The organism is Bacteroides congonensis (assembly GCF_900130125.1).
Lineage (GTDB): Bacteria > Bacteroidota > Bacteroidia > Bacteroidales > Bacteroidaceae > Bacteroides > Bacteroides congonensis.
On the sequence record NZ_FQXY01000009.1, the window covers coordinates 651,126 to 665,754 of the forward strand.

The 14,629-nt window shown below is 36.0% G+C and carries 13 protein-coding genes; 7 read left to right on the forward strand and 6 right to left on the reverse strand.

Annotated elements, in window-relative coordinates:
- Nucleotides 1-6 precede the first annotated feature (6 nt).
- From BQ7997_RS09345 to BQ7997_RS09360, 4 genes are read right to left on the reverse strand one after another with little or no spacing between them, the layout of a single operon-like run.
- Nucleotides 7-1,482: a hypothetical protein gene (locus tag BQ7997_RS09345; RefSeq protein ID WP_073345692.1), complete on the reverse strand. Its 1,476-nt coding sequence runs from the start codon at nucleotides 1,480-1,482 to the stop codon at nucleotides 7-9.
- On the reverse strand, nucleotides 1,457-2,689 hold the full coding sequence (locus BQ7997_RS09350; RefSeq protein ID WP_073345695.1) for a phage portal protein: 1,233 nt from the start codon (nucleotides 2,687-2,689) through the stop codon (nucleotides 1,457-1,459). The genes BQ7997_RS09345 and BQ7997_RS09350 overlap by 26 nt, the downstream gene beginning before the upstream one ends.
- Nucleotides 2,689-4,311 (reverse strand): terminase large subunit, encoded by a 1,623-nt coding sequence (locus tag BQ7997_RS09355; protein WP_073345697.1) that lies wholly within the window; start codon nucleotides 4,309-4,311, stop codon nucleotides 2,689-2,691. The genes BQ7997_RS09350 and BQ7997_RS09355 overlap by 1 nt, the downstream gene beginning before the upstream one ends.
- Entirely contained in the window at nucleotides 4,311-4,700 is a 390-nt protein-coding gene (locus BQ7997_RS09360) for a phage terminase small subunit P27 family (RefSeq protein ID WP_004308833.1), read from the reverse strand. The genes BQ7997_RS09355 and BQ7997_RS09360 overlap by 1 nt, the downstream gene beginning before the upstream one ends.
- 154 nt (nucleotides 4,701-4,854) lie before the next feature.
- Here BQ7997_RS09360 and BQ7997_RS09365 point away from each other — a divergent pair, with 154 nt between their 5' ends.
- The 3 genes from BQ7997_RS09365 to BQ7997_RS25895 all read left to right on the forward strand — a co-directional run bounded on the left by BQ7997_RS09365 (nucleotide 4,855) and on the right by BQ7997_RS25895 (nucleotide 5,930).
- Nucleotides 4,855-5,151: a hypothetical protein gene (locus BQ7997_RS09365; protein WP_004308831.1), complete on the forward strand. Its 297-nt coding sequence runs from the start codon at nucleotides 4,855-4,857 to the stop codon at nucleotides 5,149-5,151.
- Nucleotides 5,129-5,653, forward strand: coding sequence for a hypothetical protein (locus tag BQ7997_RS09370; RefSeq protein WP_235817273.1), 525 nt, complete (start codon nucleotides 5,129-5,131; stop codon nucleotides 5,651-5,653). The genes BQ7997_RS09365 and BQ7997_RS09370 overlap by 23 nt, the downstream gene beginning before the upstream one ends.
- Nucleotides 5,654-5,729: 76 nt before the next feature.
- Nucleotides 5,730-5,930: an HNH endonuclease signature motif containing protein gene (locus tag BQ7997_RS25895; RefSeq protein WP_235817274.1), complete on the forward strand. Its 201-nt coding sequence runs from the start codon at nucleotides 5,730-5,732 to the stop codon at nucleotides 5,928-5,930.
- A 97-nt stretch (nucleotides 5,931-6,027) separates the two neighbouring features.
- Here BQ7997_RS25895 and BQ7997_RS09380 read toward each other — a convergent pair whose 3' ends face one another.
- On the reverse strand, nucleotides 6,028-6,807 hold the full coding sequence (locus BQ7997_RS09380; protein WP_235817275.1) for a hypothetical protein: 780 nt from the start codon (nucleotides 6,805-6,807) through the stop codon (nucleotides 6,028-6,030).
- Nucleotides 6,808-6,873: 66 nt separating this feature from the next.
- On the opposite strand from BQ7997_RS09380, the gene BQ7997_RS09385 reads away from it, so the two are divergent.
- From BQ7997_RS09385 to BQ7997_RS09395, 3 genes are all read left to right on the forward strand, one after another.
- A complete protein-coding gene (locus BQ7997_RS09385) occupies nucleotides 6,874-7,368 on the forward strand; it encodes a MarR family transcriptional regulator (RefSeq protein ID WP_073345705.1) in 495 nt (164 codons plus the stop codon).
- 478 nt (nucleotides 7,369-7,846) lie between these two features.
- Nucleotides 7,847-9,661 (forward strand): hypothetical protein, encoded by a 1,815-nt coding sequence (locus tag BQ7997_RS09390; protein ID WP_073345707.1) that lies wholly within the window; start codon nucleotides 7,847-7,849, stop codon nucleotides 9,659-9,661.
- A 274-nt stretch (nucleotides 9,662-9,935) separates the two neighbouring features.
- On the forward strand, nucleotides 9,936-10,406 hold the full coding sequence (locus BQ7997_RS09395; protein ID WP_235817276.1) for a hypothetical protein: 471 nt from the start codon (nucleotides 9,936-9,938) through the stop codon (nucleotides 10,404-10,406).
- A 71-nt stretch (nucleotides 10,407-10,477) separates the two neighbouring features.
- On the opposite strand, the gene BQ7997_RS09400 is transcribed toward BQ7997_RS09395, so the two are convergent.
- Nucleotides 10,478-12,112: a tyrosine-type recombinase/integrase gene (locus BQ7997_RS09400; protein ID WP_073345712.1), complete on the reverse strand. Its 1,635-nt coding sequence runs from the start codon at nucleotides 12,110-12,112 to the stop codon at nucleotides 10,478-10,480.
- A 177-nt stretch (nucleotides 12,113-12,289) separates the two neighbouring features.
- Between BQ7997_RS09400 and BQ7997_RS09405 the strand changes: the two genes are divergently transcribed.
- The gene (locus BQ7997_RS09405; RefSeq protein ID WP_073345714.1) at nucleotides 12,290-14,506 is read left to right on the forward strand and encodes a RelA/SpoT family protein; all 2,217 of its coding nucleotides are present in this window, start codon (nucleotides 12,290-12,292) and stop codon (nucleotides 14,504-14,506) included.
- Nucleotides 14,507-14,629: the final 123 nt, after the last annotated feature.

Genomic DNA, 14,629 nt, shown 5'->3' on the forward strand with positions numbered 1-14,629 from the left:
AATCCCTTATACATATATTACCTTTACCCTAGTATCTCCCAGACAGGGATTATCAGAGCAGTAAACTGTATATTGTTCGTTATATCCTGATTCATTGGTGTAATAAAACTTGGCTACTTCTCTGAATCCTCCTTCAAATCCGCCTACACTAAATACGGCTTCTCCATAATGAGAAGGATATGCAAAACAGATATATTCATCCTTGCCTGCATTTACTCTGAAATTCATTTCTGTAGCTTGCCGTAGTTCTTTTGTAAGAGATTCAATAAAGTTGGAATCATAAGTAGTAGAAGATGATACACCGTAATATATATTATTCATAAACTTAATATCAATAGTTTTAGATTTGATGGTAGTTCCATCATTTACCTTTAGTGTGAATGATTTATTGCTGTTGAATGGAGTATCAAATGTGAAAGAACTGCCTGTCACAGGTACATCATTAATAAATTGTTCCGTTGCTGGCTGGCTTAACTTCCAAGTAAGTGTTATACTGTTAATGTTAGTTCCTATTTCCTGTACTGGTTCTACGTTACTGGTAAATGAAGTTATATTAATAGCTTCGTACAGCAATGAATCCAATGTGTCTTTCACAGTTGTACTGTCATATCCTACATTTTCAGCAAGTAAATCGGAACTTGTTACGAACTTGGAATCATTTATTAAATCAGACGTGAAATTAGGTATTTCACTAGTATCAGCTTTAGCAGCCAGTGCTTCTTCCAGTTCTTTTAGTTCCTTATTAATACCTGTCGAATCAAAATCAGATAAATTAGTAAGCTTGGTTTTATCTTCATTAGTATAATCATTAGTAGATAATCCTTTGCCAGATTCCTTATCAACCTTTTTTGCCAAGTCTACAACATTGGTAAACTGTGCATCATTGGAAAGCTCCGTTGTATATTTGGGAACTTCATCTTTGGAAGCAAAGTTACTATCATTCACTAACTGACTAAGTTTAGTAGGTACACTATTTATATTGACATAGTTACAATCATTTTGCAACTCGCTTACTTTGGTAGGTAAATCATCTCTAGTGATAAATCCCATATCATTTATCAACTGACTTAGCTTAATCAGTCTTTCCTTTGATTCAGAACAGCAATATTTAAGACCATCATTATCTGCTACTATGGTATAAGCCCTAATCATTTTATAGCAGTGACTATCATCATTCTTTATAAATGTACAGATAACATTATAGTCTCCCAAAAGCATTTCCTGCTGTTGTTCGGCTGTTACCTCAAACTCAATGCCTTTCACTAAAGTACTGTCATAAAGAACAGTATCCCCTAAATCTTCTTCCCTCTCTTTAAGGACTATATCAACTATTCTGGCATCTGCTACATATTTCTTGGATGGAACTGTAGAATGTTGATACATTACCTTCAAATCAGTAACAGCAGATAAATCTACATAGCCGTTACAGTCCTTTATAGTCCAAGTAAAGCTAAAATCATTCCCCTTGATTATATACCTCATTGTCTTTTTCTGTTTGCTTAGTAACTGCATTATCTAGTGTCTGTACATTCACCTGTACAAATGATTTGTCACCGTTTTCAATAGCTGGTAAATCCAGATTCTTTCTGATTTCATTTGGAGTAATCACACCAATCTGGAACAGCGTATTATAATAACTAGCCAGACTTGCCTTATCTGCTCGAAGAAGAACGGAAGTGTCAAAACGAACATCTATATTATTCCTTTCAGACGGCTTATACAGTTTACGTTCAAATTCCAGTTCTATCTTTTCCAGTAGTGGTGAAAGCGTATCAGTCAAGAAAGCCAGTTGAGTAGCTTCTACTGTACTATAACTGGACTTGGACAAATCAAAAGCCTTGACTGGCGACACACCGAAAAACCTGCAAATATCAATCACATTGAACTGTCTAGTCTCCAATAGTTGTGCATCAGACGGATTTACGGTTATAGGCTGAAAAGTCATATTGCCTTCCATTACGGCTACACCGTTGGGAGTACCAGTAATAGAATTAAAAGCACTACTCCAAGCCGTTTTAATGTCCTGCTTCTGTTGTGCCGTCAATGAAGATTCCACTTTAATAATGCCAGCCAGATTAGCACCACCTTTGAAAAATCCTTCTGCGTGCGCTTCTGAATCGGCAGTTAACCCTAGTGTATTTCTGGCGTGTTTTAAAGTACTTATACCTGTAATCCCATCATAACTAAAATTCAGGATATGAATCATATTGATAGCTTCTACCAATTGATTTATCCCTGTAATGTTATACATCTTTTTTCCGTTTTTAAAAGTGACTGATACTGAATCTGATTTTAAGAATATCAGTTCTTTGGCATCACCTTTTTCATCTCTGTTAATAAGAGCATAGCCATTACCTGTAAGAAGTACGCTGGTAACCAGTGTCTTGATAAAAGTAAATCTGCTCATTTGGTCGTTCGGTTCTCTGTTTAATAACCAATATGTAGGATGCTTGGTAAACTTTGTTTTAAAGCCCTCATCATCTACATAATACGGTTCTAACGGTAACTGTGCAACAGAATCACTTATCACGTCTACACATCTGTAAACGGCAGATAACAGCATAGCTTTTGATTCTGAATATGTAGTAGCTGAATTATAAAATAGAGAATCTGAAAGAAAGTTATAGCTGCGTTCTTCTTGTCTGGCTTCTTTCTTTTTAAATGGATTGAAATTGATATTGAGTTTCATTAAAATGTAAATATTTGGTTTGTGTAGTGTGGTACTTGCAAATACATACCTAAAGCCTGTATCATAGATATAGTTCCATCAATCTTCTTTTTGTCTACTTGTTTGTTAGGTTTGATATTGCCGTTATGGTCTGACTTCAAAGTCACATTCCTAAAGCAATACCTGTTTATTTCATTATTGTCTATTGCTGCCTTCCCAGATAATATAAGCCGTTCCATCTCTCTGGTAGGCTTATTAAAGTTGGCTAATGTCTGTGCGTATTCTTCCAGTGGTAATCCTTTTTCTGTAGCACTTATAGCCCACTGTGTAGCATTATACTTATCATATCCTACAGCCTGTATATTAACTATTTCTGAATATTTAAGCATATCAGTAGTTATGTAATCATAATCAGTAACATTACCAGCAGTAACAGTAAGTAAGCCAGCCCTTTTCCATAGCTTATAAAGTTCCTTGTCTGTCTTATCTGTAAGTGCCGATTCAGGAAGGTAGTAATGAGTTTTAAAATAGTATTTATCACTATCAACGACTAAATAAGATACAGCAGTTAAATCACTGGTAGCAGCTAAATCCACTCCAATATAACAGGGTAATCCTTTGAATTTTGACAGCTCTACTGCTTGTGTACACTTTATAATACTTTCATCAGACAGCCAGACTGTAGCACTGTCACACCATTGGTTAAGTGTCTTGGTACGTACTCCCACTTCATCAGAAGGATTATTAATAGCCTGCTGTACTTGTCCTTTGATGTATTTGCTGGTAACAGTAATATTCAAATTAGGAGCAACTTTCATCCAGTTCTTTTCACTTCTCCAATCATCAGCAGCATCTAAAGAATAGATGGCAATAAACATTTCATCATCTGCTTTCAATTCATTAAGCACTTCTATAGCTACAGTTCTTAATTGGTAACAAGGTAAAGTTTTGTCGAATCCAGCAGTAGTAATAGTACACAGGTGTGGATTCTCACGCATACCCATACTGGATTTTATTACATCCCTTACCTTACTTGTCTTGGCAGCGTGGTATTCATCCAGTAAACCGAAACTGGCATTAAATCCATCCAGTTTGCTATCATCAGCAGCAAGTACTTTCAATTTACTATTAGTAGCCTTAAACAGAATATCAGCCCTGTAAGCTGTCAAATATTTGCCTTTGGTATCCAGTCCCTTACTAAACTTGGAACACATATCAAAAGCTATCTTTGCCTGTTCCTTACTGTTTGCAGCCAGCAAGACTTCTGCACCATCTTCACCATCAGCAATTAGATAATACAAACACAAGGCGGCAGCTAAAGCAGTCTTACCTTGCTTTCTAGATACTTCTATGTATGAACTGGTGAATCTCCTAGTTCCTGTACCCTTCCAGTAAAATCCCAGTATATTAGCTATAATAAACTGTTGCCAGCCTTCCAGTATGAAGTTACTGCCAGCGTGCTTGCCTGTATAATGTTTCAAAGTGCCAATAAAGCTAATAGCCCTGTCTACTACATCTTCCCTAAACTCCAAATCATCCCTCAATAAGTCATTCTGGAATCTCTTACAAGCCAGTTTTATTGTATCACCTGTTATTATTTCATTATTAAGAACCTTACTTGCATACTCATAGTAAAGTTTCATCATCTAACTTCTTTCTTACCAGTAACAATGAACTGTTCTAATGGTGTGGATTCCTCGTCATCCGTTTTATCCATCTTTGGTAATTTGGTACGTGCTTTGGCTGTCAGTCCAAATTCCAACATAACTTTCATAGCTTGTGTTTGTGCATCCTTTGCAACTTTTACCAATGGATGTGGTGCTATATTACCTCTATCACTGGTAACTGTCAAACCGTCTATTTCCAACTGTTTGGATGCCTTGATAAATGTGCTGTAATTTCTTGCCAGCATATCTAAGGCAGCATTATCTATATTCTCTAAAACACCTCTATTTTCAAGCTCTGCAAGTACTCCTTGTATGTATTCAGCAGCTTCTTTTTCTATACCTTTGGGAATTGAATATTTCTTCATAGTATTACGTTTTTTATTTTCTAAATAGTAAAGCTAAAAAGGTACTCAATTACACATAAAGAGACTATAACACAATTAATTAAGAATGTAATACATTCATTTTGACACCCTATTTTATTTCAGTAAATTTGTATAGAATAAAAAATCAAACACTATGGAAAGAACGTGTAATTATCCGATAGAAATTAAGTTTAAAATAGACCTGAATACGGAACTGCTACTGAATGAACTATGCGATTTATTAAAGAAAGACAGGTCTAAAATATTAAGATTGATAATCGCTGATTTCTTTGACAGGAATCTGGATTTAATAGACAAATATAAAGAGACAGACAACGAGTTAGATAGAGAAAAACTGGTAGAAGCAATACTGAAAGACTTCTATGGCTACAACAGGCAAACAATGAATGACTACCTACGATTTAAAAATGAAAAAGACAATCCCAAGTAAAGAAGTATTGGAACAGTATATATATGACTATGGAATAGATAAAACAGCGCAAATATTTCACATATCAACAGAAGAACTAGATAAAAAGATTAACTGGAAACCACAATACGAACAATACAGCTACAATCCAACAATAGACAAACCGCTATCACCACAACATAAGCAAATTATGGCTATCATAGCTAAGCACTACCCAGATTTACTAAAGCAGTGCACCAACTATTATAAAGACACTATTTATATGTCCCAAACTGTAGAAGATTTACTTCATAAAGCTATAATCAAATGTTTGGAAATAGGACTGGATAAAGTAACGGAAGACACCGTTCTGAAATTAGTAAAGATACAGTTTTATACAGCTAAAAAATATGCACAACTGCAAAGTTACACTATGAAGAAAAAGCTATTTCCACTGGAAATAGCTACGGAAGATGGAGAGTATATAATACCTACAGAATACTACAATAATGCCATATTTAAAGAAAGCGAAGAAACAGCGTAATCCATCAAATAACAGGATAGAAAGACAGAAGATTTATAATACTGACAGATGGCACAAACTTAGAGCTAGCAAACTAATGCAGTCACCATTATGTGAAGTATGTTTATCCAAAGGTGTAATCACTCCTGCGTTTCACGCCCATCATATAGATAGCTTTATGAACTATGAAGGAATGAAACGCAAAGAAGTGGCTTATAATCCAGATAATTTAATGTCTATATGTGAACAGTGCCATTCCAGAAAACATTTACATACTAAAAAAGATTTGGCATTATAAAATATTTTGTGTAAATGGAAACAGAATCCAGATATAAATAAGAGGAAACTTACAACTGAATCATATTGCCATTTACACAAAATTTTGGACAGTGTCTTTAGAAAGGAAACATTGTAAGCACTTTACCTAAGTCACTATTTTTGGGTATATTTTCTATATTATTTTCATTATCTCTAAGTATAATACTATACGATGTTTCTCCAACCAAAACCCCTACAGAATTGAAGTTAGTATCATAAAGTTCATTACCAACTTGAGCTGTTTCACCATTAGGAAGTTTTACGAAGTAGTTTCCATTTGTAGCTAAAACATCAATCCTCTTATGCAATTTATTTATTTCGCCTAATATTATACTAGAATCTTGTGTTAAAGTTATTTTCTCTGGCAAGGCTGCTGGTTTTTCTATTGAAAGCAACTGCAACAACGAATTAACCTCTTTAATATCAGCATCATATGTTTCTTTTATACATTTAGCCATCTCTGGAATAGCTTTCTTAACCTCATCTATTCTAAGAGTTTCACTATAAGGTAATGTTCTTATTCCAGATATATCAAAAGGCATTACAGTCTTACTATCCTTTATTAAAACAGTCTTAAGATTAAAAGCCTGCCTAATGCCAAGTTCATAAAATACATTAGGATTTCTAGAGCTTAAATCACATATAGCCATATCACAATCAAGTATCTGCTTTAGTATATCAACTACTATAAAATTAGCCTTTGATGTATCATCTGCCCGTACTGGTTCAAAACCAGCATCCATAACAGCAGGCTTTATAAGATGTTCATACACTCTCGTAAAGTGCCCCTTGTCATAGCCTTCTGCATCACTAATAGGCATCATTATAAAGCACTTTTTATTTTTCTTATCTTCCATAATTACAACAATTAAGTTTAGATGCAAATATAAATATATTAAAACAAATAATATCCCATTTTACCAATGAAAATCAAACTAAACATCCAATACATTCAGAATCTTACAAATAATGAAGCATTCACCTACTTCTGTACATTAGTAACAATAGCCAATAATCCAGATGCAACAATTAAAGATGTAGTACGTACCTGTGGTATAAGCGAAACTACTGTATTCAAGCATTTAAAGAAATTTGATGAGCTAGGATACTTAGTAATAGATAGAACTGGAACATATAACACATACAGATACACAGAACCTGATAGACTATATATAACCATAGATTCAGACCTGCTTAACATTAATGGCAATAAGAACCAATTAGGAGCACTTATACGGCTTAAATCATACACCAGAATTGGTACTAATATTGTAGACCTCTCACTTAATCGGATAGTCCACGAAGTAAGCATACAACACGATAGTATATACTTTGCTCTTGAAAACGGGATACTGGAAAGAAACGATAAAAAAACATACTTCACCTTCATTCATCCAGCATTCACGCACATCTGGTAGATAAATACAGAGCTTAGAAACACCTGTACACTATTTTTCAAATTTGTGTATCTTCCAGTTTTTATAGTCAAAAAGTTTTATTATCTTTGTATCAGCAAATTAGAAGAAGCAGCTACTATCATAAATGCTTCTATTGTTGCGAAATTCTGACTAAAATATGGAACTAGTGAATAATAGTAGCTAGTTCCTTCTTTTTGATTCATTTTTCATAATTCATATAATCCCTTTGGGATTCCATTGTTAAAAATGCAGCTTTCCTCTGCATTTTCTTAAATTAGTAAATTGAAACAACGGATAATAGGCGTAGTGATACGCTTATTATTTTATCCCAATCCTTACCAAAATTTGCAAATGCTACCTTATACCATACAAAAAAAGTAAGGAACTCAAGACCAAAGATTTTAACCAGATTAACTTCTAAATTCAGATTTACTACTATTCAGATTACTTACTACCTTAATTTAATATGTAAAAACCTATGAAAACCTTAAAAATAAATTCAACTAATGGATATTTAAACTTACCTGATTTACCACATAATTGTATCTTTAATAAAGTAGTTACTGGCTGTGGTGGTACTACTGTAGTCCTCTTTAATGATGAATCCTATATCATTGCAGTACCTACTACAGAACTTATCGTAAATAAGACGGGCTTAACAGAATCTGGTCTTACTACTATTACATCCTATGATGGCAAAGAGCAGCCTGTATTTGGATTATTCGGTACTTTTACTTACCAAGCCAAAAAAGAGCTAAAGAAATATGCTTCCAGCACTGGAATAAAAAAGATAATGTGTACCTATGATAAGATGGAATATTTAGAACAGTACCTAAATCCTACCGATTTCAGACTGCTTATAGATGAATATCATATATTGCTAAAAGCATACAGTTATAGACAGAAAGCTATTGACGGTGTACTGGACTGCTTTAGGAAATACAAATCATTCTGTTTTATGTCTGCCACTCCAATCAGTGCAGATTTCACACCGTCCATTCTTTCAGATGTGGAACTGGTAGAAGCTCAATGGGATAATACAGACACTTTAATAGTAAAATTAGACCAAACCAATCATCCCTATGTAAAGGCAGCCAATTATATTAACGCTTATAAGAAAGATGGCTATCTGGAAATAAATGGTAATAAAAGTACGGAAGCATACTTCTTTATAAATTCTGTTACAGATATAGCTTCTATCTTAGAATATTGCCAACTTGGTAACGATGAAGTAAAGATTGTATGTGCAGATAATCCGTCAAACAGAGACAAATTAGCAGGATATACTATCAGCAACAGTAGAAGTACCAATAAGCCATTTACTTTCATTACTTCCAAATCATTTGAAGGTGCTGATTATTTCAGTGAAACAGGTATGTGCTTCGTGGTTAGTAATTCCAGCAATACTAATACCCTGCTCGATATATCCACTGACATTTACCAGATAGCTGGTAGAATCAGGACTGAATCCAATCCATTTAGAAACATAATGGTACACATCTTTAATAGTGTGGGAAAAAGGAAGCTAAATCTAGATATTACCTACGAAGAAATGGTACAAAGAATGAATGATGAAATAGAAGGTGCAAACGAATTAATTACTGCTATCAACAATAGTAGCAAGAAAGCTAAAAGTATGGCTGAAAAGATGCTTAACAGTGCCTATGCAGTGTGTGATAAAGAAGGGAACTATTTCCTTAATGATATGCTAGTAAAGTTAGACCTTTATAATTTCAAATTGGAAAAGGTTATCTATAATGATGGTATCGCTTTAAGAAAGGAACACAATGCAAACGGGAATATGACTACTGAATTAGAATATGAAAGACTAAACGAAACAATGAATAAAGCAGGAAAAAAACTATCTTTTAAAGATGCTTTCCTTAGATATACGGAACTACTACAAAATATGGTTATTACTCCAGAAACAGACGAAATAGTTAGAGTACAGCCATTAGTAGTACCTGCTTATCACAAATTAGGAACTGATAAAGTTAGAAGTTTGCGATACATCAAAACAGCTATAGAAAAAGCTCTTATCAGTCTGGAATCGGATAAAAACAGAGATACGAAAATAGTACAAATACTTAGCAAGCAGATAAAGACTGGATTCTTTAGTAATGCTGATATTAAGGACTGTATTAAAGAAGCATACGATATACTAGGTATTACCGATAAGGTCAAAGCTACAGACCTTGATAAATGGTTTGATTGTAAACCTATTGCTAAGTGGATTGACAGTAAAACAGTCAAAGGATATGAGATTTACAGACCAAAGATAGTATTCAAGTAAAGATACACCAAGACAACATTCAATTAAATAAACGATTATGATTTACATTACACTTATTGCAGCAGCACTATTATCAACTTACTTAGTAAGATTCACAGTAAAAGAGATTAAGCAACACATCACGAAAGAAGCAGATAGGATTATCAATACAAGACAATAAATATATTAACCTAATTAGCCTGTAATGAAAATGCACAATGGCTAATGTTTATGAATATGTAATATAGAAACAGGCTAGTAATCAAATTACTAGCAAATGGATAACTTTTTAGCAATGGAACGTAAAGGAAGGGACTTATTCAAGTCATTATTAGAAGATGGAAATATAACCAAATACAAGGAATCTACTGGTAGATATAATCCCGTAGATTTCTATTTAATACACAACGAAGATAAAATAGTAGCTGAAATAAAATGCAGGGATATACGGTACGTTAATTATCCCACTCATTTAATGGAAACTGAAAAACTTAAAAGCCTATTGGCTGTCAAGGATACTCACGATTGTAAAGCAGCGTGGTACGTCAACTTCTTTGGCGAAGATATATGCTTTATATATAATGCAGACAAAGTAAAGAATCTACGTTCTGAAACAGCGTATTGCAATTACACTACTGCCAATTACAACTACTACAAAACAACCAAAGGCGTTATTATGATACCTACTAATCTGGCTGGAATCTTTATCAGAAAGAACGGCAAATGGATGAATGGAAATCTACAGGATGCCAAACTAGCGTCTTAATAAACCTGATTATAAGCAACTTAAGCCCACTTTGATATAAATCAAGGTGGGCTTTTTTCATATAAATATTTTTATTTAAGCCGTACCACTATTCCCAATTCCAGCAATCTATTCAGTATTTTCCTTACCTTTAAAGATGGTGTTCCAACTTCAAAATTATCCATTGACCTATTAAGAAAGTCTAGTTCATCCTTATTTAAATCGAATTGGCTTATATCCACATCTCTATCTATTCCGTAAGATTCAATATTACTTTCCTGACTATTAAATAACAAGTCATAAGCTATATCATTCTTATGTTTCAAACCAGCTTCAATACCTTTACTTATTGCTTCTGCTATATTCTCATTACTAGAAGGTATAATGTCATTGGATTGTTTGACTTTATTAGCTTGATTAATCTTGCTAGCTTCTGTTTCTAGCATCAAGTTAGCTGCATCTTCTGAACTTATTTTAGCATATTTCTTAAATGCCATTTCTGTAGTATGCCCTGTTATTCTCATAAGTATATGACTATCATAACCACGTTTCAGCATATTACTAATGAATGAACGTCTTCCTGTATGTGTACCTATCAATTCATATCTACAATAAGTAGTATTAGTTATTTTTGAACCTCTATCTTCTGTTACAATATGTTTGCCTATTATACCTGCCTTTTGTCCTGCTTCCTTTATGTATTTCAACATAGTATTTTCACGTACTTTGGGTACTTGAAAATTATACTTTTCCAGTATCTCTAAAGCAACAGGAAACAATGGTATTGAAACTTTATGTGTTCTTTTCTTTTGCACAATTTCCAATATCTTCCCATTATTGAAGTCTTTAACAGTACCACCATTTAACAATTGCATATCACTGAACCTCTGCCCTGTCCAACATTGTAATACAAAAACATCTCTAGCCTTTTCCTCTAAGCCTTTGAGTTCTAAAGCATACATTCTGCTTACTTCTTCTTCTGACAGATATATTTCATTATCATCACCTTCCCTACTTTTGGGCTTCTTATACAGGTTCAACTTCGCTGCTGAAGTGTCTATTAAGCCGTATGGTTCTGCTCTCTTTATAATTGAAATCAAAGCGGTTACTTTATTACCAACAGTACTTGTTTTAGTAGTCTTACCCTTACTGACCTGTTTATTAAACAGATAAGTTTCAAAATCTTTGATTAGAGCCAAATTTATGTCAGTAAACGTTATATCATCTCTATCGGTTGCTTTTAGAAATTCTTCAAATACCTTTAAATGTCCCCAATAAATAGCCAATGTATTCCTTTGTCCATCTGATTTTATCGTTTTATCTTGGCTAATAGCTCTACGAAGCCACTGAACAGGCTTCTGCAATTCTTGTTGTTTCATCATTTTATATTTGTAAATATATTTCTTTAGTAAAAATAAGCTATTATCAATCTCATTTGGATTATCGCAAATATAACGCTTAAAATCAATAAAATCTGCTTTGAGTTTATTTATCTCATCGTTTACTATTGCGTTATTTATATTATCCAACTCGGTTAGTCTTGGACTTACATACGCTTCCTGCTTTTTTGTGTTCCACTGGTCGGGATACACCCTTACTCCTGTAGATAACTTTACCTGCTTTTTATTTATTCGGCATACCAGATATATATTCGTTGGTCTGTCACTTTTCGGCTTCCTCAAATTAAAACTAGCCCTAACTTCATTGAAAAAAATCTGCCCTATCATAATCGGTTCTTTAAAATGGTTCTTTTTTATGGTTCTTCACTTTGGTTCTTTTAGGGCTGAAATGTGACATATTGATAACCAAACCATATTTATAAGTTACTGATAACAAATAATTGTTACTTCCTTTTGAATGTGCAGGAAAAAAACTACTTTTACATCGAATTAACAAGATTGAATATGGACGTCTTTTTTACATCAGAGGAAAAAAAGGAGCTTTTTTCACTCTACCGGCATTTGATGCTATCTGCCGGAGACAGCATTTCCTGGCAGGATTGCCTAAAGTTAAAGAAACATCTAATCAAAGCTGCCCAATGTAACGGGCTGCAACGCAATAACTTCGGGATGAATCCCGTCATCAGAGATTTACAAACGGCGGTTATCGTGACCGAAGAAATTGGAATGAAGGGCTCGTGCCTGATTGGTATCATGCTGCACGAAATTGTGAAAGCGCATATACTCTCCATCGAGGAAGTGAATGCGGAATACGGGGAAGATGTGGCGAGCATCATCAAGGGATTGGTGAAAACGAATGAACTCTATGCCAAGAGTCCGGCGATTGAGTCGGAGAATTTCCGTAACCTGCTGCTCTCGTTTGCCGAGGATATGCGTGTGATTCTGATTATGATTGCCGACCGCGTGAACGTGATGCGCAAAATCAAGGATACGGGCAACGAGGAAGACCGGAACAAGGTAGCGAATGAGGCTGCCTATCTGTATGCTCCGCTGGCGCATAAGCTGGGACTTTACAAGTTGAAATCGGAACTTGAGGATTTGTCGCTGAAATATACACAGCGGGACACCTATTATTATATAAAGGATAAGCTGAATGAGACGAAGGCGTCACGCGACAAGTATATCGCTGCTTTTATCGAGCCTATCCAAAAGAAGGTGGCGGCAGCGGGACTGAAATTCGACATCAAGGGGCGTACCAAGTCCATCCATTCGATATGGAACAAGATTCAGAAACAGAAGACTCCGTTTGAAGGGATTTATGACTTGTTTGCCATCCGCATTATCCTGGATTCGGAACCGGAACCGGCGAAGGAGAAGCAGGAATGTTGGCAGGTATATTCTATCGTGACGGACATGTATCAACCGAACCCGAAGCGGCTGCGCGACTGGTTGTCTATCCCGAAAAGCAATGGTTACGAATCGTTGCACATCACTGTGATGGGCCCGGAAGGGAAATGGGTGGAAGTGCAGATACGTACCCGCCGCATGGACGAAATCGCGGAACGCGGACTGGCCGCGCACTGGAGATATAAAGGTATCAAAGGCGAAACGGGTCTGGACGAATGGCTGACTTCGGTGCGGGAAGCGTTGGAGAATGCGGACAACGACTCGATGAAGGTAATGGATCAGTTCAAGATGGATCTTTACGAGGACGAAGTTTTCGTTTTCACGCCCAAAGGGGATTTGTTCAAACTGGCAAAGGGGGCTACGGTGCTCGACTTTGCTTTCCATATCCATAGCAAGTTGGGATGCAAGTGTATCGGCGCAAGGGTGAACGGAAAGAATGTCCAACTGAAGCAGAAGCTGAACAGCGGCGACCAGGTGGAGATTATGACTTCGAATACGCAGACGCCGAAACAGGACTGGCTGAATATTGTGACCACTTCCAAAGCCCGCACGAAGATCCGGCAGGCTCTCAAAGAGATGGTGGCACGTCAGCATGACTTTGCGAAAGAGACACTGGAACGGAAGTTCAAGAACCGCAAACTGGAGTATGACGAGGCGACGATGATGCGTCTTATCAAGCGTTTAGGATTCAAGAACGTGACGGAGTTTTATCAGAAAATAGCTGATGAAGCACTGGATGTCAACGAGGTTTTGGACAAATACATCGAGCAGCAGAAGCGGGACAATGATACGCATGACGAGATTGTGTATCGCAGTGCCGAGGGATATAACTTGCAGGCTACACAGGAAGAGACGACTTCGAAAGAGGACGTGCTTGTGATTGACCAGAACCTGAAAGGATTGGAGTTCAAACTGGCGAAGTGTTGTAATCCTATTTACGGTGATGATGTATTCGGTTTCGTGACGGTAAGCGGGGGAATCAAGATTCATAGGAAGGACTGCCCGAACGCGAATCAGATGCGCGAACGTTTCGGTTACCGGATTGTGAAGGCCCGCTGGGCAGGTAAGTCGGTAGGTACACAGTATCCTATCACGCTGCGCGTTGTGGGACACGATGATATTGGTATCGTAACGAATATCACTTCTATTATATCCAAGGAGAACGGGATTACTCTCCGCTCTATCGGCATTGACTCGCATGACGGCTTGTTCTCGGGGACGCTGACGGTTATGGTTGGCGATACGGGAAGACTGGAAGCGCTTATCAAGAAGCTGAGGACGGTGAAAGGAGTGAAACAGGTAAGCCGGAATTAACAACGAATTCATGCAATAAAAATAGTGACGCTATCCGCATGTGATAGCGTCACTATTTTTATAGTATAGCGTCACTATCCGGACAGTATAGTGACGCCATTTTCCAGAGGGATTTTATCCCTC